18 protein-coding genes are annotated in these 17,734 nt (G+C 65.4%); 9 read left to right on the forward strand and 9 right to left on the reverse strand.

The features are described from left to right. Window positions 1–49 precede the first annotated feature (49 nt). On the forward strand, window positions 50–1,882 hold the full coding sequence (locus ABIC17_RS06815) for a M2 family metallopeptidase (protein WP_502958426.1): 1,833 nt from the start codon (window positions 50–52) through the stop codon (window positions 1,880–1,882). Window positions 1,883–2,066: 184 nt separating this feature from the next. On the opposite strand, the gene ABIC17_RS06820 is transcribed toward ABIC17_RS06815, so the two are convergent. From ABIC17_RS06820 to hflK, 4 genes are all read right to left on the reverse strand, one after another. Beyond that, window positions 2,067–3,746: a helicase HerA-like domain-containing protein gene (locus tag ABIC17_RS06820; RefSeq protein WP_354280303.1), complete on the reverse strand. Its 1,680-nt coding sequence runs from the start codon at window positions 3,744–3,746 to the stop codon at window positions 2,067–2,069. A gap of 108 nt (window positions 3,747–3,854) precedes the next feature. Next, the gene (locus tag ABIC17_RS06825; RefSeq protein ID WP_354280304.1) at window positions 3,855–5,393 is read right to left on the reverse strand and encodes a Do family serine endopeptidase; all 1,539 of its coding nucleotides are present in this window, start codon (window positions 5,391–5,393) and stop codon (window positions 3,855–3,857) included. A gap of 110 nt (window positions 5,394–5,503) precedes the next feature. Next, the gene (gene hflC, locus ABIC17_RS06830; RefSeq protein WP_354280604.1) at window positions 5,504–6,319 is read right to left on the reverse strand and encodes a protease modulator HflC; all 816 of its coding nucleotides are present in this window, start codon (window positions 6,317–6,319) and stop codon (window positions 5,504–5,506) included. A gap of 38 nt (window positions 6,320–6,357) precedes the next feature. Beyond that, window positions 6,358–7,515 carry a protease modulator HflK gene (gene hflK / locus ABIC17_RS06835; protein ID WP_354280305.1) on the reverse strand — a complete coding sequence of 386 codons (1,158 nt, stop codon included), beginning with the start codon at window positions 7,513–7,515 and terminating at the stop codon, window positions 6,358–6,360. 71 nt (window positions 7,516–7,586) lie between these two features. On the opposite strand from hflK, the gene ABIC17_RS06840 reads away from it, so the two are divergent. From ABIC17_RS06840 to ABIC17_RS06850, 3 genes are read left to right on the forward strand one after another with little or no spacing between them, the layout of a single operon-like run. Then, window positions 7,587–8,549 (forward strand): Mrp/NBP35 family ATP-binding protein, encoded by a 963-nt coding sequence (locus ABIC17_RS06840; RefSeq protein ID WP_354280307.1) that lies wholly within the window; start codon window positions 7,587–7,589, stop codon window positions 8,547–8,549. Further along, entirely contained in the window at window positions 8,549–8,974 is a 426-nt protein-coding gene (locus ABIC17_RS06845) for a CoA-binding protein (protein ID WP_502958418.1), read from the forward strand. The genes ABIC17_RS06840 and ABIC17_RS06845 overlap by 1 nt, the downstream gene beginning before the upstream one ends. Window positions 8,975–9,007: 33 nt before the next feature. Next, entirely contained in the window at window positions 9,008–9,544 is a 537-nt protein-coding gene (locus ABIC17_RS06850; RefSeq protein ID WP_354280309.1) for a hypothetical protein, read from the forward strand. A 121-nt stretch (window positions 9,545–9,665) separates the two neighbouring features. Here the strand turns inward: ABIC17_RS06850 and ABIC17_RS06855 are convergent, their stop codons facing one another. Both ABIC17_RS06855 and ABIC17_RS06860 read right to left on the reverse strand, forming a co-directional pair. Further along, the gene (locus ABIC17_RS06855) at window positions 9,666–10,952 is read right to left on the reverse strand and encodes a homoserine dehydrogenase (protein ID WP_354280311.1); all 1,287 of its coding nucleotides are present in this window, start codon (window positions 10,950–10,952) and stop codon (window positions 9,666–9,668) included. A gap of 95 nt (window positions 10,953–11,047) precedes the next feature. Then, the gene (locus tag ABIC17_RS06860) at window positions 11,048–12,001 is read right to left on the reverse strand and encodes an isopenicillin N synthase family dioxygenase (protein ID WP_354280313.1); all 954 of its coding nucleotides are present in this window, start codon (window positions 11,999–12,001) and stop codon (window positions 11,048–11,050) included. A gap of 197 nt (window positions 12,002–12,198) precedes the next feature. Between ABIC17_RS06860 and ABIC17_RS06865 the strand changes: the two genes are divergently transcribed. From ABIC17_RS06865 to ABIC17_RS06875, 3 genes are all read left to right on the forward strand, one after another. Beyond that, window positions 12,199–13,431: a multidrug effflux MFS transporter gene (locus ABIC17_RS06865; RefSeq protein WP_354280314.1), complete on the forward strand. Its 1,233-nt coding sequence runs from the start codon at window positions 12,199–12,201 to the stop codon at window positions 13,429–13,431. Window positions 13,432–13,527: 96 nt separating this feature from the next. Beyond that, complete coding sequence (locus tag ABIC17_RS06870; RefSeq protein ID WP_354280315.1) at window positions 13,528–13,878, forward strand: DNA primase; 351 nt, start codon at window positions 13,528–13,530, stop codon at window positions 13,876–13,878. Window positions 13,879–14,016: 138 nt separating this feature from the next. After that, window positions 14,017–14,727, forward strand: coding sequence for a hypothetical protein (locus ABIC17_RS06875; RefSeq protein ID WP_354280317.1), 711 nt, complete (start codon window positions 14,017–14,019; stop codon window positions 14,725–14,727). A gap of 8 nt (window positions 14,728–14,735) precedes the next feature. On the opposite strand, the gene ABIC17_RS06880 is transcribed toward ABIC17_RS06875, so the two are convergent. Together ABIC17_RS06880 and ABIC17_RS06885 are read right to left on the reverse strand one after the other, a co-directional pair. Continuing rightward, entirely contained in the window at window positions 14,736–14,987 is a 252-nt protein-coding gene (locus ABIC17_RS06880) for a hypothetical protein (protein WP_354280319.1), read from the reverse strand. A gap of 2 nt (window positions 14,988–14,989) precedes the next feature. After that, entirely contained in the window at window positions 14,990–15,178 is a 189-nt protein-coding gene (locus ABIC17_RS06885) for a hypothetical protein (protein ID WP_354280321.1), read from the reverse strand. 69 nt (window positions 15,179–15,247) lie between these two features. Here ABIC17_RS06885 and ABIC17_RS06890 point away from each other — a divergent pair, with 69 nt between their 5' ends. After that, a complete protein-coding gene (locus tag ABIC17_RS06890) occupies window positions 15,248–15,955 on the forward strand; it encodes a Crp/Fnr family transcriptional regulator (RefSeq protein WP_354280323.1) in 708 nt (235 codons plus the stop codon). A 10-nt stretch (window positions 15,956–15,965) separates the two neighbouring features. Here ABIC17_RS06890 and ABIC17_RS06895 read toward each other — a convergent pair whose 3' ends face one another. Beyond that, on the reverse strand, window positions 15,966–16,637 hold the full coding sequence (locus ABIC17_RS06895; RefSeq protein ID WP_354280325.1) for an RBBP9/YdeN family alpha/beta hydrolase: 672 nt from the start codon (window positions 16,635–16,637) through the stop codon (window positions 15,966–15,968). A gap of 262 nt (window positions 16,638–16,899) precedes the next feature. Here ABIC17_RS06895 and ABIC17_RS06900 point away from each other — a divergent pair, with 262 nt between their 5' ends. Beyond that, window positions 16,900–17,688 (forward strand): TlyA family RNA methyltransferase, encoded by a 789-nt coding sequence (locus tag ABIC17_RS06900; protein ID WP_354280327.1) that lies wholly within the window; start codon window positions 16,900–16,902, stop codon window positions 17,686–17,688. Window positions 17,689–17,734 lie beyond the last annotated feature (46 nt).

Below are 17,734 nucleotides of genomic sequence, written 5' to 3' on the forward strand. Positions count from 1 at the left end.
TTCCGGGCGGCACAGGTTGCTGCCTTCACCATATTTCCGGGGGAGTCGCATCTTGCGCACCAGCATTTCTACCCTTGCCTTCGCTCTCGCACTCGCCGCCACACCCGCTCTTGCGCAGCAGGCGGTACCCGCCGTCGCTGACGCCGCCACCCCTGCCGCCGCCGATGCCTTCGTCGCGCGCGCGGAAAAGGCGATCGAGGCCTTCTCGACCCCGGCAGCGCAAGTCTCGTGGATCAACGCGACCTACATCACCGACGATACCGATGCGATCGCCGCCAAATACGGCGCAGAAGGTACGGAAATGTCGGTCAAATACGCGCTTGAGGCGGCGAAATACGCGAAGATCCCTGGCCTGTCATTCGACACCAAACGCAAGATCGATCTGCTCCGCAGCGGCCTGACGTTGCCCGCACCGACCACCCCGGGCGCCGCGACCGAACTGTCGACGATCGTGACGCGCATGTCTTCGGGCTATGGCAAGGGCAAGGGCACGCTTGACGGCAAGTCCTTGAACGGAAGCGATATCGAGGCGGCGATGGGTGAGGTGCGCGACCCCGCCAAGTCCAAGGAAATGTGGGTCAGCTGGCACGACAATGTCGGGGCGCCGATGCGGAAAGACTATGCGCGGCAAGTCGTCATCGCCAACCAGGGGGCGAAGGAGCTAGGGTATTCTGATGTCGGCGCTTTGTGGCGTTCGGGCTATGACATGGAGCCGGATCAGTTCGCTGCGCTGACCGACAAGCTCTGGAAGCAGGTCGAGCCGTTGTACGTCGCGCTGCACACCTATGTACGTTGGAAACTCAACGAAAAATACGGCGATGCGGTGCAGGCGAAGACCGGTCCGATCCGCGCGGATCTGCTTGGCAACATGTGGGCGCAGGAATGGGGCAACATCTACGACGTCGTCGCGCCCGCGGGTGCCGGCAATGTCGGGTACGACACGGGGGATTTGCTCAAGGCGAAGGGCTATGACCCGGTCAAGATGTTCAAAACAGGCGAGGGTTTCTATTCCTCGCTCGGGTTCAAGCCGCTGCCGGAGACGTTCTGGACGCGGTCGCAGATCGTGAAGCCAGCCGACCGCGAGGTAATCTGCCATGCCTCGGCGTGGGATGTCGACAGCATGGACGACCTGCGGATCAAGATGTGCACCAAGGTAAATGCAGACGATTTCGTCACGATTCACCACGAAATGGGCCACAATTACTACCAGCGCGCGTATAATATGCAGCCGTTTTTATACAAAAATGGCGCGAATGACGGCTTCCATGAAGCGATCGGGGACACCGTCGCTTTGTCGATCACACCTGACTATCTGGTGCGGATCGGTCTTCTCGACAAGGCCAAGGTGCCGAGCGCGGACAAGGATATCGGGCTGCTGCTCAAACAGGCGATGGACAAGGTCGCGTTCCTGCCGTTCGGGTTGCTGATCGACAAATATCGCTGGGGCGTGTTCTCGGGCGCGATCCCCGCGACCCAGTATGAGAAGGGCTGGGACGACCTGCGGTTGAAGTATCAGGGCGTCGTCCCGCCGGTCGCGCGCGACGAGACGCGGTTCGATCCGGGGGCGAAATATCATGTGCCCGCGAGTGTGCCGTATACGCGCTACTTCCTCGCGCGGTTGTTGCAGTTCCAATTCTATCAGGCGGCGTGCAAGCAGTCGGGCTGGAAGGGGCCGCTGCATCGGTGCTCGTTTTATGACAACAAGGCGGTCGGGGATAAGCTGAACGCTATGCTGGCGATGGGGCAGTCGAAGCCTTGGCCGGATGCGTTGGAGACGTTTACCGGGAGCCGGGAGATGTCGGGGCAGGCGATGGTGGCGTATTTTGCGCCGTTGAAGGCCTGGTTGGATAAGCAGAACAAGGGGAAGCCTAGCGGTTGGTGAGGCTTTCCTCGCCCCTCCCCTTTAGGAGTGTCGGGTCGGCCATGCCCCCGGTATGGCCTGAAGGATGCGGGGCATCCTTCACCCGACACTGGTTGGGGGTGGGGGGTGCCTCGCAGAGAGGTTGGCTAGCTGTACTTCCCCACCCCAAACCCTCCCCTGAAGGGGAGGGGCTTCTGATTGCGCGCTACCGCCCTTTGAACAGGCCACCCAGGACGCCGCGTACCAGGCTGCCGACGATCCCGGCACCGGCTCCGCGAGAGGATCCGAATACCGCCTTGGATACCTCGTTGGCGACCTGACGCCCTACCGCCGAAGATGCGGAACGCGCGGCGGAAGTGGCGACGCGGTTCCAGGGGGAATTAGCTGCGGCGCGGTCCGCGGCCGCCTGTTGCTTGGCCAGACGGTCGGCTTCGCGCTGTTCAGCGATGCGCTGCTTCTCCGCGACGCGGGCAGCGACTGCGTCGGCCTTGGCTTGCGCGGCGGCCGCCTTGTCCGCGTCCGACTTGGCAGTCGCTTCGGCAGCGGCGGCGGAGGCTTCCTGCGCCTTGCCGGTCAGAATCTCCTCGGCGGAAACGCGATCGACCAGCACGTCGTATTTCTCGCCGATTGGATCGGTCTCTACCAACACGCCGCGCTCCACCGGCGTCACCGGGCCGACGCGCGAGCCTGGCGGTGCGATCAGCGTGCGTTCGACCGGGGAGGGCGAACCGTCCGGCAGCAGCAGCGACACCAGCGCCTCACCGACCTTCAACTCGGTGATCGCGGTCGCGACGTCGACGCCGGGATTGGCACGGAAGGTGGTTGCTGCCGCGCGCACCGCTGCCTGATCGCGCGGGGTGAAGGCGCGGAGCGCATGTTGCACGCGGTTGCCGAGCTGGCCCGCCACGGTATCGGGGATGTCGATCGGGTTCTGCGTGATGAAATAGATCCCCACGCCCTTGGAGCGGATCAACCGCACGACCTGCTCAATCTTCTCCAGCAACGCCTTGGGGGCGGCATCGAACAGCAGATGCGCTTCGTCGAAGAAGAAGCAGAGCACCGGCTTGTCCGGATCGCCGACTTCGGGAAGGTTTTCGAACAGCTCGCTCATCAGCCACAGCAGGAAGGTCGCGTAGAGCTTCGGGCTCGCCATCAGCTTGTCGGCGGCAAGCACGTTGACGATCCCGCGCCCGCGATCGTCGATCCCGATGAAATCGTCCAGATCGAGCGCGGGTTCGCCGAAGAAATGCTCGCCGCCCTGGCTGCGCAATTGGAGCAAGGCGCGCTGGATCGTCCCAACCGACTGTTTCGAGATATTGCCGTAAGTGGTCGAGAGTTCGGAAGCGCGCCCGGCGCAATCGACCAGCATCGCCTGCAGATCGTCGAGGTCGAGCAGCAACAGCCCTTCCTGATCGGCGACGTGGAAGGCGATCGTCAACACGCCCTCCTGCACGTCGTTGAGGTCCATCAGCCGCGCGAGCAGCAGCGGACCCATTTCGGTGACGGTGGTGCGGATCGGATGGCCCTGTTCGCCGTACAGGTCCCAGAATTGCACGGGAGTGTCCGCATAGGCCCAGGCGGTGTCGCCAATCTCGGCAGCGCGTGCGGCGAAGGGGGCGTGGGTCTTGGCGGTCGGCGAACCGGCCATCGCGAGACCGGACAGGTCGCCCTTCACATCGGCGACGAAGCAGGGGACGCCCGCGTTCGACAGGCCCTGGATGATGCCCTGAACCGTGACGGTCTTGCCGGTGCCGGTCGCGCCGGCGATCAGACCGTGGCGGTTGGCGCGCTTGAGATCGAGATATTGGGGTTTCGCGCCGCCAGCATTCGCGCCGATGAAAATGCCGGCAGGGGAAGAGGGGACGGTGTTGGAGGTTTCGGTCATCGATCTTCCCGCGAGCATGGTCGCCGGGATCTTATCGCCGAAAGCGTCGGATGCGGAAGCAGAAATCCTGTCTCGTCCGGGCACGCCGGACGAGACAGGGGAAGGATCTTACTTGAGTTTGACGCCGATGAAGAACGCGGGCTGACGGCCGCGCACGACATACAGGGCAACCTGCGTGCGCCCGGACGACTTCGCCTGGGTGACCGCTGCGCCGAGTGCTGCCGGGGTGGGCGTCGGGGTGCCGTTCGCGGAGATGATCACGTCACCGCGCTTGAGCCCCTTGGACGCCGCGTCGCTCGCCGGATCGACCATCGCGATCACGACACCCTGCACCGACGAATCGATGCTGAAGTTGCGCGCGATCGGAGGCGTCAACGTCTGGACAGTGACGCCCAGCGCGTTCGGCGCGATCTTGCCGACCGTTGGCGTATCGTCGTCGTCGCTCATGTCGTCATTGTCGGCGCCGGTTGCCTTCGCCTGCAGCGCTTCCTCCGACGGACGCGTGCCGATCACCGTAGCGACCGTCATCGGGCGACCCTGACGGATGATGTCGATCGGGACGCGCGATCCCGGCGTGATGTTGGCGACGAGATAGCTGAGCGACTGGTCCGGGTTGACCGGCTTGCCGTTGACGCGCAGCACGACGTCACCAACCTTTAGGCCGGCCTTCTCGGCGGGCTGGCCCGGCTCGATCTGGCGGAGCAATTCGCCCTGGTTTTTCTGCAGGCCGAACGAACTGGCGAGATCGTCGTCGATCGGCTGCGGGCCGACGCCGAGATAGCCGCGCGCGATCGTCGTGCCCTTCATCAGCTTCTCGATGACCGGCTTGGCGTCGTCCGCCGGAATGGCGAAGCCGATCCCGATGTTGCCGCCCGACTGGCCAGCGAAGATCTGCGAGTTGATGCCGATGACGTTGCCCGCCAGATCGAACATCGGTCCGCCCGAATTGCCCTGGTTGATCGCGGCATCGGTCTGGATGAAGCGGTCATACGCGCCACCGCCGGTGACGCGGTGCAGCGACGAGACGATCCCCGCGGTCACGGTGCCGCCGAGGCCGAACGGATTGCCGATTGCGACGATCCAGTCACCGACACGTGCATTGTTCGAATTGCCGAACTTGACGAACGGCAGTGCCTTGGCCTCGATCTTGAGCAACGCAAGATCCGACGTCGGATCACGCCCGATCAGCTTGGCGACATATTCCTTGCGATCGGTCATCGTTACGGTGATCGAGTCGACGGTCGCGCCCTTGGCACCCGCCGCGACGACGTGGTTGTTCGTCACGACATAGCCGTCGGGGGAGATGATGAAGCCCGAACCAAGCGACGTTGCCTGACGCGTGACCGGGGCTGCGCCACCGCCGCCACCCTGGCTCTGGTTGAACAGACCCTCGAACGGTGTGCCGGCGAAGGGGTTGGGCTGCTGTGCCTGGGTGATGTGCTGCGTGGTCGAGATGTTGACGACCGCCGGCTGAAGTTTCGCGACGAGGTCGGCGAAGCTCATCGGCGCGCCTGCCTTCGGGGCAGTGGCGGCCATGGCGGCAGGTTCGTTCTGCGCAGTTTGCGCACCGCTCATCGATGGGAGAGCAATGGCAGTCGCAGTGCCGCTCAGAAGCAGGGCGGCGGTGATGGCGTAGGCGTAACGCACTAGGGTCTTTCCTCTCGTCTACCGTGAACGGCAACATCAATAGTCATAGGACACGTTGCTGAACGACGTTTGAACATGAACCGCCGATCAGGCGATTTGGATGCACTTCGTCACTTGCGACCCTCGAATTGGCGCAGATAAGCATTGTCGGGCGACAGGACCATCGAGGTCTCGCCCTTTGCTTCGGACCCGAAGGTCGTCCGGTACGACTGCATCGCGCGATAGAAGTCGTAGAACTCGGGGTCCTTGTTGAACGCCTCGGCGTAGATCTGCGCGGCCTTCGCATCGGCTTCGGCACTGATGATCTGCGCGTCCTGCTGGCCCTTGGCTTGGATAGTCAGGCGTTCCTGCTGGCGCGCGGTCTTCATCCGGTCGAACGCGCTCTGGAGCGGCGTTCCCTGCGGCAAGTCGGTCCGCTTGATCCGGACGTCGATGATCTGGACGCCATACTGGCTCGCGAGCTTCTGCAGGCCGGCACGGATGTTGTCCATCACCTGGCCACGCTCGGGGCTGAGCAGGGCTGCCGACGGACGGCGGCCGAGTTCGTTGCGCAGCGCCGAGCTTAGCAGCGGCTGGAGCTGATCGATCACGCGCTGTTCGGTGACCGAGGTGCTGCCGGTCGACGTCACCGCCTGGAGCGGGTTGACGATGCGGAAGCGCGCATAGGCATCGACCTCGAGGCGGAGCTGGTCGGTCGACAGGACCGGCTGCTTGTCGAGTTCGACGTCGAGGACGCGCTTGTCGACCCAGATCAGCCGGTCGACGAACGGAATGCGCGCGGCGAGACCGGCACCGGTATTGCCGAACACTTCGTTCGGCTTCCACCGGTTGATCGTCCGGTACGGCTGTTCGAAGCGCAGGATCACCGCCTGGCTCGTCTCGGGCACGATCGTCAGCGAACTGGCGAGCACGATCAGCGCGGCCATCGCTGCCGCGCCGAGCGCGATGGGGTTACGGGCGAGATTCACTGGGCTGCTCCGGCGGCGGGCGTTTCGGGGGCGAGGGCGGCGGGGGCGACCGGATCGGGCAGGCGCTTGTTACGCCCAAGCGGGAGATACGGAACGACACCGGGCGCTTCGACGATCGTCTTGTCGCTGCGCGCCAATACCTGCTCCATGGTCTCGTAATAGAGACGACGGCGGGTCACTTCGGGCGCCAGGCGATATTGCGCGTAGAGCACGTCGAACGACGTTGCGTCGGCCTGCGCGCGTGCCAGCGTCTGCTGGGCGTAACCACGGGCGCGATTGATGTTGCCCTGAGCTTCCTGCTGCGCGGCGGAGACCGCCTTGAAGTCGTCGATGACCTGCGCAGGCGGGGCAGCGTTCTTGATCGCGACGCCCTGGATGCGGATGCCCGAATTGTAGCGGTCGAGGATCGACTGCATCAACTGCTGCGCGCGAACTTCCATTGCGGCGCGGCCGCCGCCGAGGGCCTGATCGAGCGACACGGTCGCGACGATCGCGCGCATCGCGCTTTCGGCGGTCGCGCGGAGCGTCGATTTCTGGTCCTTGATCTGGAACGCGAAGTCCTGCGGGTTGCTGATGATCCAGCGCACCGAATAATCGAGATCGACGACGTTCTGGTCACGCGTCAGCATCAGGTTTGCGCCCGAGCCTTCCTCCGGGAAGGTGTCGGTGCTGATTTGGCTGACGTCGACCTTGGCGACCGACGAGAGCGGCGCGGGGAGCGTCAGGCGGATGCCCGGCTCGAGCGTGCCGGCATAGCGGCCGAGGAAGGTCACGACCCCGCGCTGTTGCGGCCCGATCGAGTGAATTGCGGTGAAGGCGAGCCACAGCACCAGGATGATGCCGACGCCGATGCCCCACAATTGCGCGGGTGATGGCGTGCCGGGAATACGGGGGCGACCCCCGAACCCGCCATTGCCGCCACCACCGCCGCCGGACGTGCGCGCGCGCTTGAGGAATTCGTCGAGCGCGCTCGGCCCGGTCTGTTTTCCGCGCGGCGTGCCGCTGGGTGGTTGTGCCCATGGGTTGCGGGGGCCACCGCCGTTGCCGGGCGTGGCCTTGCCGTCGTCGTCGGAACCGCCCGGGCCGCCCCAGGGGCCCTTGTTGTCGGCGGTAAGGATGGAGAGGCGGCGGAACCAGCCCGATAGGATCGTCATGATGCCTTTATAGGGGGCAAGCCTTACGAAAAACAGTGGCAAGCGCACGGCGGATGCCTATCTGCACGCGGATGACCGATCCAGTTTCGCTTGATGCCATGCTCGCCCCCTTTGCGGGCACCCGCGCCACCGGCCGTATCGAGGGCGACCGCGCGAGTATCGTGATCGACGTGAGCGGGCTGGACGAGGGCGAACGCGATTCGTTGGAAGCGTCGGTTCGCGCGGCGGCGAGCGATTTGCCGGGGGTCGCGACGGTACGGATTGCGCTCACCAGCCAGCGGAGCACGCGGCTTTCGATCGCGGTGGCGAGCGGGAAGGGTGGTGTCGGCAAGTCAACGGTGTCCGCCAATCTGGCGATCGGGCTGGCGGCGCGCGGGCGACGCGTGGGGCTGGTCGATGCGGATATCTACGGGCCGTCGCAGCCCAAGCTGATGGGCGTGGAGGACGCCAAGCCGACCGCTCGTAATAAAGTGTTGCAGCCGGTCGATACACCCTCTGGCGTGCCGATGCTGTCGATGGGGATGCTCGTCGCGGCGGATCAGGCGATCGCGTGGCGCGGGCCGATGGCGGCGGGCGCGTTGCAGCAGATGCTCGATGCGAACTGGGGCGATGCGGATACTTTGGTGCTCGATCTTCCGCCGGGGACGGGGGACGTCCAGCTGACGATGATCCAGAAATACCGGCCGCAGGGGGCGGTGATCGTCTCCACGCCGCAGGATCTCGCGCTGATCGACGCGAAGCGCGCGATCGACCTGTTCGTCAAGGCGGGCGTGCCGATCATCGGGCTGGTCGAGAATATGGCGGGCTATGTCTGCCCGTCGTGCGGCGACGTGTCCGATCCATTCGGCAGGGGGGGCGCGGAAGCCGCTGCCGCAACGCTCGGGCTGCCGTTCCTCGGGCGGATTCCTCTCGACATGCGGGTGCGGATCGCGTCGGATGCGGGTCGACCGCCGGTGTCGGCAGACGGGACCGAGGCGGTTGCCTTCGGTGCGATTGCGGATCGTGTGGCGGACTGGATCAAGGAGCCGCGCTGATGCTGACGCAGGATGACGAGATTGCACGGCTGTTGACCGAGACGCGGACGATCGCGCTGGTGGGCGCGTCCGATCGTTCGTACCGGCCGTCTTACGGTGTGATGCGCACGTTGCAGGCGCATGGCTACCGCGTGATCCCGGTCAATCCGCAGCTTGCCGGGAGCACGATCAACGGTGAGATGGTCGTCGCCGAGCTTTCGGACATTGCCGGACCGATCGATCTGGTCGACATCTTCCGCAATTCGGCGGCTGCGGGGGAGGCGGTCGACGCGGCGATTTCGGTGGGTGCGAAGGGGGTGTGGTTGCAACTGGGCGTCATCAATCCCGAGGCTGCGGCGCGTGCGGAAGCGGCTGGGCTCGACGTCGTGATGGATCGTTGCCCCGCAATCGACATTCCGCGTTTGGCGATTCCGCGCATCGCCTGAAATTCGCCATGATCGCACCGCAGCTTGGCGGTCATGTTGCTCCTGATCCTTGCCGCGCAGGTCGCGACACCCCCGCCCGCTGCGCCGCCGCCTGAGTCAGCGAAGGCTGCGTGGTCGATCCTCGACCCGGTCGGGACCGAACCGTGCGTTCCGCAGGGCAAGGTGAAGGCCAAGGGGGAGGATATCGTCGTCTGCGGGCGGCCCTTGCCGTCGCAGAAGCTGCCCTATCCGAACGAGGTCGTGCTGGATCGGCCGAAGCCGTCCAATCCGAACATGACGGGGGCTGGGGCGTTGGCGGTCGAGGACAGTACGCCGTGCGGTGCGGTCCAGCGGGGGTGTACCACGGGGGTCGATCTGTTTGGCGGCGCTACGCAGGTTGTGCGCCTGGTGCAGAAGCTGGTTTCGCCCGGCAGTTGTTGTGAGGAGCCGGGCGAGTCGCGCAACATGATGAAGCTTGGGCAGGATGTTGCGCATGGGGTTGGCGGGGTGTTTCGGAAGAAGCCGGACAAGTCCGGGCGCTTGGCGATTGCGCTTGAGGAGCCGACGCATGAGTCGGTGATCTTGCCTTAGTTTTCTCAAGCCCCTCCCCTTCAGGGGAGGGGTTGGGGGTGGGGCTGTGCCTCGCAGAGAGCGCGCTTTGCTGGACTGCCCCACCCCAACCCCTCCCCTGAAGGGGAGGGGCTTAAAGAACTCACCCCAGGATATGCATCCACAGCGGTTGCCCCACCAGGCTTTGCGACCCGCGCAGCCGCTCCAGTGCCTGCGCCACCGCGCGCTCTGGGCCTTCGTGCGTGACGATCGCCACGAGCACCGATCCGTCCGCCATCGCGCCGCGCTGCATCAGGCTCTCGATCGAAACGCCGGCATCGCGCATCGCCGCCGCGATTTCCGCGAGCACGCCGACCCGGTCCGCGACGGTGAAGCGGACATAGGCGCGGCCGCGCCGGTCGCCGGTGTCGGCGGGGACTTGCTCGGTCAGCGAATCCGCGGGCATTGCAAAGGCGGGGCCGAATTCCCCGCGTGCGATGTCGATCAGATCCGCGACGACTGCGCTTGCGGTCGGTCCGTCGCCTGCGCCCGCGCCCTGGAATAGCAGGCGCCCGACGAAATTGCCCTCCGCGACGACCGCGTTGGTCGCGCCGGTGACGTGCGCAAGCGGATGATCGACCGGCACGAGATGCGGATGGACGCGCTGGAACAGCCCCGCTTCATCGGCTTCGGCAATACCGAGCAATCGTACACGATAGCCAAGCGCGGCAGCCTCGGCGATGTCGGCGGCGAGCACGTGGCGGATGCCGCTCGCGGCGACGTCGGCGAACGCCGGCTGCGTCCCGAACGCGAGGCTGGCGAGCAGCGACAATTTATGCGCGGCGTCCACCCCGTCGATGTCGAAGCTCGGGTCGGCCTCGGCAAAGCCAAGCGCCTGTGCTTCGGCGAGAACGTCGGCGAAATCGCGGCCCTCGGCTTCCATTTTGGACAGAATGAAATTGCAGGTCCCGTTGAGAATGCCGTAGACGCGCTCAATCACGTTCGCGGCGGCACCTTCGCGCAATCCCTTGATGACGGGCACGCCGCCCGCGACCGCCGCCTCGAACTTGAGCGCGACGCCAGCACCTTCGGCCAGCCGTGACAGTTCCAGCCCGTGATGCGCGAGCATCGCCTTGTTCGCGGTAACGAAGCTCTTGCCCGCACCAAGCGTCGCGCGCGCAAGCGTCAGGGCAGGCCCGTCCGAACCGCCGACCAGCTCGACCACGACGTCCGCGCCGGACTGGGCAAGCGCGGTGGTGTCATCGACCCAGGCGAAGCGTTCGATGTCGACGCCGCGGTCCTTCGACCGATCGCGCGCGGACACTGCGACGATCTCGATCGGTCGTCCCGCACGACGCGCGATCAGCGCGCCATTGGTGTCGAGCAAGCGGATCACGCCCGCGCCAACCGTGCCGAGCCCGGCGAGCGCGATGCGAAGAGGTTCGGTCATTTCAATATACCCCGTCGCCCCGGACCGGCTCCGGGGTTCCCTGGCGATGCGCGCTAGCGGAGGAATAGACCGTAAAACAACCCCGGCGCGACAGATTATTTCTTGATGAGCCCGATTTCGACGAGCCGCTCGTACAGATAATCGTGCGACGTGATCGACGTCGGGTAGCGATCCGGGTTTTTGGCGGTGATCGTCTGCGGCAGCGTCTCGATCAGGAAATCGGGCGCGGGATGCAGAAAGAACGGCATCGAGTAGCGCGAATGACCGCGGCGCTCGGGTGGCGGGTTGACGACGCGGTGCGTGGTCGACGGCAGGACGTGGTTGGTCAGCCGCTGCAGCATGTCGCCGACGTTGACGACCATCGCGCCCTCCGGCGGCTTGATCGCGAGCCAGTTGCCGTCCTTGTCGAGCAGTTCGAGCCCGGCTTCCTCCGCGCCCAGCAGCAGCGTGATGAGGTTGATGTCCTCATGCGCGCCTGCGCGGACGCCGGGTGCGTCAGCCGGGATCGGGGGGTAGTGAAGCAGGCGCAGCACCGAATTGCCGTCCTTGACCGCGGGATCGAACCAGTCGGGGGCAAGCCCGAGATGCCGTGCAATCGCGGACAGCAGCCGGTCGCCTGCGGTGTCGAATGCCGCAAACAGTTCGATAAAGGTGTCGCGGAACCCCTCGGGCTGGTCGGGCCAGACGTTGGGGGTCATCTGCCCCTCGAAGCGATGCCCCTTCGCGAGTTCGCGGCCGACGTGCCAGAATTCCTTGAGGTCGACATGCGTCGCGCCCTTGGCGATCTCGGTCTTGAACGGGGTGTAGCCGCGCGCACCGCCGCCGCCCTCGACGAGGTATTGGCGCTTGGTTTCCTCGGGCAACGCGAAGAACGCTTCGGTCATCGCCCAGGCGCGCGCGATCAGATCGGCGGGGACGCCGTGGTCCGAGACGACCGCGAAGCCATAGCGTTCGAACGAACCACCGAGCGCGGCGGCAAAAGCATCGGGATCTTTCGCTTCGTCGGCGAGCGAAAGCGCAGGGACCTGCGCGGCGGGGGAATCAGACATGGTCAAGCGTCCATCACACGGGGAATTTGGGCCGCCATACCGCCAATTGGGGGCGCGGGACAATTGGCGCGTGGTGAACCCGAAGCGCGTCGCCGCAGATTCTGCGGGCAGGTAATCTGGCAAGATATCACGCGACGCTACGGAAAAAGCGCGTTTTGCAGGGTGACCTTCCCGACTGGCTAGGGCATGTCGAGATCATGTCCGATCGTGTTGTTCCGCTCGAACGGGTCGATGGCCCGCCCATTCGGCTTGCGGAGTTCGTACCGCTGGTCGCGGCGCTGATGGCGCTGGGTGCGCTGGGAATCGATTCGATGCTCCCGGCGCTTCCCGATATCTCGCGGCGGCTGCACGTGGATGCCATCCTGGACGGACCGCTGATCCTCACCGTGTTTGTCGTGGGGCTAGGTGTCGGGCAGTTGATCCACGGCCCGCTGACCGATCGGTTCGGGCGCCGGCCGATCCTGATCTGCGGGTTGATCTGTTATGCGCTCGGCAATCTGCTGGCGGGGTTGGCGAGCAGCTTTACGCTGTTGCTGATCGTCCGGTTCATCACTGGGCTAGCGATCGCGTCGAGCCGGGTGGTGACGATCGCGCTGATTCGCGATTGCTTCTCAGGACGTGCGATGGCGCAGGTGACGAGCTTGGCGTTCATGGTGTTCATGGCGGTGCCGATCGTCGCGCCGAGCTTCGGGCAGGCTGTGCTGCTGGTCGGGTCGTGGCGGCTGATCTTCGAGGTGATCGCCGCGGCGGCGCTCGCGTGCCTGATCTGGTTCGCGATCCGGATGCCCGAGACGCTGCCGCGCGAACGGCATATCCCGCTCTCCATGGTGACACTCGCGCGCGGGTGGCGGCAGACGCTGTCCGACCGTTATTCGCTCGGCTACACCGCCGCGGCGATGATCGCGCAGGGGGCGATCTTCGGGTACCTCGGGTCGATCCAGCCGATCATGCAGCATGTCTTTCACCGGCCTGCGCTGCTCGGCGGCGTATTTGCGGCGTCGGCGGGTACCATGGCGGTGGCGAACCTGCTCAACTCGAAGATCGTGATGCGGATCGGGATGCGACGCATTTCGCAGACCGCGCTGGTGGTAATGATCCTGTCATCGGGCGCGGGGCTGATCATCGGACGGGCGGGGGACGAACCGCTGCTCGTCTTCGTACTACTGCAGGCGATCACGATGGCGTGCTTCGGTCTGGCGACGTCGAACATGTCGGCGATGGCGATGGAGAATATGGGCGCGATCGCGGGCACAGCGTCGAGCGTCCAGGGGTTTTTCGGCATCACGATCGGCGGGTTAATCGGCTGGGCGATCGGGCGGAGCTTTGACGGGACGACGGTGCCGTTGCATCTCGGTTTCTTCATCGCGGGGGTCGCGGGACTGGTGATTGCGGGGATCGTCGAGCGGGGCAGGCTGTTTCGCCCGAGCTGATCGTTTCGGGGCCGGGATGCGGAACCGATCCAGTGCTGCTAGGTTCGCTTGTATGACCGCACCCCGCATCGGGCCGGGGCGGACGGGAGACACGACATGAGCATTGGTGGCCATCAAGTGCCCGGCGAAGGCTCGGGCGACGACGGGTTCGACGAAGAGGGCTATGACGAGAGCCAGCGTGCCGAGATCCTCGAGGTCACGCGCGACGGTCCGACCGACGGCACGATCCTGACCGATCTCAATCCCGACATCGCCTCGGAAAACGACGACGATGATGAGGATGAGGATGACCTCGAGATGCAGGACGGTGAGGTCGGCGAGGAAGACGACGATGCCGACGAGGATGAGGACGATCTCGACGAGGACGACCTGCAGGACGACGTCGATGGCGACGCGATCGACGACGAAGAGCTGACCGACCGCGACGACGCAGCGCTCCGACCCTAGACGGATGCGGTGGACCGGTTTGCCGGTCCGCCGTACCGGTCTCGCGACCGCCGACCCGCACGCGGCGCCGGGAACGGTGCCGGGGGCGGGTCGTTACGCATCATTCGCCTTTCCCGTTTCCAGCGCTCGAGCACCATTATGTCCCCCAAGCTGATCCTCCCCGTATCCCTGATCCTGGTCGCAGGGTGCGCGCAGAGCGAACCGGTCGACAACAGCATGATCGGCAACAGCACGGCGATCGTGAGTGCGCCGGACGCGGACGAGCAGAATGCGCTGGCGCTCGATGCGGAAGACGCGCGCGCGATGGGGGCAGCCGACGACGAAGCCGAGGCAGCCGATGCGAGCGCGAACGGCGCCATGTCGAACGGCGAGATGCCACTCGACCCGCCGGCACCCGGCACGCCGGGCGGACTGCCGGATGACCGGACGCCCGTATCCGAGGCCAAGTTCACCCCCGACAGCGCACAGGGCGCCGCCACTGTGGTGCAGACCTATTTCGGGTTGCTCGGCGCGCGACGGTTCGTCGATGCGCGGGCGCTATGGCAGTCGGGTGCGGACGGCGCGGGGCGCGATCCTGCTGCCTTTGCCGCGACGTTTGATCGGTATAGCGAATATCACGCCAACGTCGGCGCGCCGGGTCGGATCGACGCGGGGGCTGGGCAGCGCTACGTGACCGTGCCGGTGCAGGTCTATGCCCGGTTGAAGGCGGATCGCGCGCCCGACTATGCGATCGGGACGGTCACGCTGCACCGCGCCGGCGACATCGACGGGGCGACCGCCGCGCAGAAGCAGTGGAAGATCGCCAAGGTTGCACTGACGCCGGTCGCCAAAGCCGTGCCTAAGCGTTGAAGAAACGCTTATAACGCGCTGGCGATGTTCGCGAAATTCGAGACATCGGATGGCGTGAGCGAGGTTCCGGTAGCGTCTGTCACCGTCGCTTGTTCGGGTGGCGTTTCAGCCTGCTTGGCTGGCGCGAAGCCGACCGTATCGACCGCCATGTAAATGATGCCGGCGGCCCACATCAGCGCGGACCACCGGCTCAGGAAAAGTTTGCGGTACGGCATGAGATACGTATCGCCCGACAGCGTTAACGTCGGCGATACGATCATGCTTAACGGTGCGTACGGTCCGCCTTGGGCTTCTTCTCATCCGCTTCCTCGACCGCCTTGGCGATATGCTCGGCCGACTGCTTGGCCGCGTCGGGCGTAAAGGATTCGGCCATGCCTTCCGGTCCGTCGAGCAAGATCTCTCCGTCTTCCTCGACGGCATCGATCGGTTTGTCGTGGGGATTCTTGGCCAAGATAACGTCTCCTATAGACAAAACGCGAACTTCCCGGCCATGTTCCGCGCAAGGGGTCCGATCGAACGCATGTATATCGACAAGTTTCTGAAAACGCACCGGACGCCCGTTCTGGACGCGGAGGACGTGGCGGCGATCGACGCGAGCGCCGCGCGGACCACGACGTTCAACGCCCGCCAGATTTTCATCCGGCAACACACGCCGCTATCGCAATGCACGTTGTTGCTCGACGGGTTCGTCGAACGGTTCAAGGATACGCCCGACGGACGCCGGCAGATCCTGGCGATCCATGTTCCCGGTGATTTCGTGGACTTGCACAGTTATCCGCTCAAGCGGCTGGAGCATTCGGTCGCGGCGCTGACCGATATCAAGGTCGCGCTGTTCCCGCATGCGAGCGTCCGCGAGCTCACCGCACGATCCGCGACGATCACCGAATTGCTGTGGAAATCGACGATGATCGATGCCGCGATCAACCGCGAATGGATTGTCTCGATCGGCGCGCGGGGCGCGGCGGTGCGGCTGGCGCATCTGTTCTGCGAGATGTTCCTCCGGCTGGAACGCGCCGGCATGGCGTCGGGCACCAAGTTCGACCTGCCGCTGACGCAGGTGGATCTGGCCGATGCGACCGGACTCACCGCCGTCCACGCCAACCGCATGTTGCGGCAGTTGCGCGAGGACGGGCTGGTGACGTTCCGTCAGGGGGTGGTCGAGATTGTCGATTGGGACCGGCTGCGCGCGTTCGCCGAATTCGACCCCTCCTATCTGTTTCTCGACTGACGCCTGCGCGTCATCGCGGCAGGTAATGCGTCTGCGCGGCGTCGGTTGCGTTGATTGCGAGGATCGAGCGCGCCTCGCTGATCGGCAGCGGGCGACCGTCGCGATCGACCGCGGCCCCGATCACGCGGTCGAGCAGTTCCTGGCCTTCCTTCCACCAGCCGATGCCGCTCGCGGCGTTGAGATGGCCTTGCTCGCCCGCGTCGACGAAATGGCTTCCCCAGCCGACCGCGAGGCTGTGCGCGCGCTCGATCGCGATCCACGGGTCGTCCCGGCTCGCGACGACGATCGACGGGAAGGGGAGCGGTGCGGTCGGCGTCGGGCCGAACGTTGCGAGTTCCGCGCACGCATCGGGCCGGTCGACATCGGCCGGTGCCACCAGCAGCGCACCCGCGACCGGCCAACCATAGGGTTGGCGCGTCATCTCGGCCCACCACGCCACCGCAAGGCAGCCAAGGCTGTGCGCAGCGAGGATCACCGGGGCCTTGGCCTGGCGGATCGCCTGATCGAGCTTGGTTACCCAGGCGTTGCGGTGTGGCGTGTGCCGCATGCCGAGTTCGACGCGAACGGTATCTGGCCGTGCCGACTCCCAGAGAGTCTGCCAGTGCGACGGACCCGAACCACCCAGGCCGGGGACCGTCAATATGGTCGGTTGCACGGGGTCGAAACTTGAAAAGCTGCCCATCGATGCTCTCCCACAGAGGTAGGAAGACGTGACCGGCGTTGCTCTAGGGGGACACCGTGCGGCCACGCCTTCCGGTCCCCAAAGCTATTCCTACTGGGATGGTAGGCAATAGGCCTGCGCCAGAATGAAGACCGTGTGCGCCGGACCGATGCCGCCGCCCCGATCGGCCGATCACGACGGCGCGACTCGAGCGCGCTTGGGGTCTCGGGCGAAGCTTGATAGGGGGTGGCGATGGCCCTGCTTCCCTATTTCCGTTGCACCGATGCCCAAGATCAGGGCTGATCAACTGCTGGTCGACCGTGGCCTCGTCGAGAGTCGCACGCGCGCGCAGGCGCTGATCATGGCGGGCTTGGTGTTCGCGGGCGATCGCAAGATCGACAAGCCGGGGCAGGCGGTGGCCGACGACGCGCTGCTCGACGTGCGCGGACGGGATCATCCCTGGGTTTCGCGGGGCGGGATCAAGCTGGCGCACGGGCTTGACGCGACTGGGTGGGCCGTCACGGGCATGGTGGCGATCGACGTGGGGTCATCGACCGGCGGGTTTACCGATGTGTTGCTCCAGCGCGGCGCGGCGCGCGTCTATGCGGTCGACAGCGGGACCAACCAGCTTGCGTGGAAGATCCGACAGGATGACCGCGTGATCGTCCACGAACAGACCAGCGCGCGCATCCTGACTCCGGTGCATATCCCCGAGCCGATCGACCTGATCGTGTGCGACGCGAGTTTCATCGGGCTCGCCAAGGTATTGGAGGTCCCGCTGCGGTTTGCCAGACCCGACGGGAAGCTGCTGGCATTGATAAAGCCGCAGTTCGAGGCGGGGCGCGGCGAGGTCGGCAAGGGGGGCGTCGTGCGCGACCCTGTGATTCATGCACGTGTGTGCGACGAGGTGTCCGCCTGGCTGACCGGGCAGGGGTGGCGGATCGTCACGCTGGTCGAAAGCCCGATTACGGGGCCCGAAGGCAATGTCGAATTCCTGATCGCTGCGGAACGGGGTGCCGCTCCGGACATGCCCGCAAATAATGCCGACGTGGCCCCGCAACTTCCCCTATAGCGGCAGTGTATGGTCTGGATGGAGCGCTGCCTTGCGAGCCCGTCCG

The sequence above is a fragment of the Sphingomonas sp. PvP056 genome, assembly GCF_040549155.1.
Taxonomy (GTDB): Bacteria; Pseudomonadota; Alphaproteobacteria; order Sphingomonadales; family Sphingomonadaceae; genus Sphingomonas.

Bases quoted from the DNA above. Each gene is read 5' to 3' on its own strand.
- ABIC17_RS06820 (WP_354280303.1), bottom strand. From the start codon at position 3,746: ATGACCGAAACCTCCAACACCGTCCCCTCTTCCCCTGCCGGCATTTTC.
- hflC (WP_354280604.1), bottom strand. From the start codon at position 6,319: ATGGCCGCGCTGATCGTGCTCGCCAGTTCGCTGACGATCGTGCCCGAG.
- hflK (WP_354280305.1), bottom strand. From the start codon at position 7,515: ATGACGATCCTATCGGGCTGGTTCCGCCGCCTCTCCATCCTTACCGCC.
- ABIC17_RS06840 (WP_354280307.1), top strand. From the start codon at position 7,587: ATGACCGATCCAGTTTCGCTTGATGCCATGCTCGCCCCCTTTGCGGGC.
- ABIC17_RS06845 (WP_502958418.1), top strand. From the start codon at position 8,549: ATGCTGACGCAGGATGACGAGATTGCACGGCTGTTGACCGAGACGCGG.
- ABIC17_RS06850 (WP_354280309.1), top strand. From the start codon at position 9,008: ATGTTGCTCCTGATCCTTGCCGCGCAGGTCGCGACACCCCCGCCCGCT.
- ABIC17_RS06855 (WP_354280311.1), bottom strand. From the start codon at position 10,952: ATGACCGAACCTCTTCGCATCGCGCTCGCCGGGCTCGGCACGGTTGGC.
- ABIC17_RS06860 (WP_354280313.1), bottom strand. From the start codon at position 12,001: ATGTCTGATTCCCCCGCCGCGCAGGTCCCTGCGCTTTCGCTCGCCGAC.
- ABIC17_RS06865 (WP_354280314.1), top strand. From the start codon at position 12,199: ATGTCCGATCGTGTTGTTCCGCTCGAACGGGTCGATGGCCCGCCCATT.
- ABIC17_RS06870 (WP_354280315.1), top strand. From the start codon at position 13,528: ATGAGCATTGGTGGCCATCAAGTGCCCGGCGAAGGCTCGGGCGACGAC.
- ABIC17_RS06875 (WP_354280317.1), top strand. From the start codon at position 14,017: ATGTCCCCCAAGCTGATCCTCCCCGTATCCCTGATCCTGGTCGCAGGG.
- ABIC17_RS06880 (WP_354280319.1), bottom strand. From the start codon at position 14,987: ATGATCGTATCGCCGACGTTAACGCTGTCGGGCGATACGTATCTCATG.
- ABIC17_RS06890 (WP_354280323.1), top strand. From the start codon at position 15,248: ATGTATATCGACAAGTTTCTGAAAACGCACCGGACGCCCGTTCTGGAC.
- ABIC17_RS06895 (WP_354280325.1), bottom strand. From the start codon at position 16,637: ATGGGCAGCTTTTCAAGTTTCGACCCCGTGCAACCGACCATATTGACG.
- ABIC17_RS06900 (WP_354280327.1), top strand. From the start codon at position 16,900: ATGCCCAAGATCAGGGCTGATCAACTGCTGGTCGACCGTGGCCTCGTC.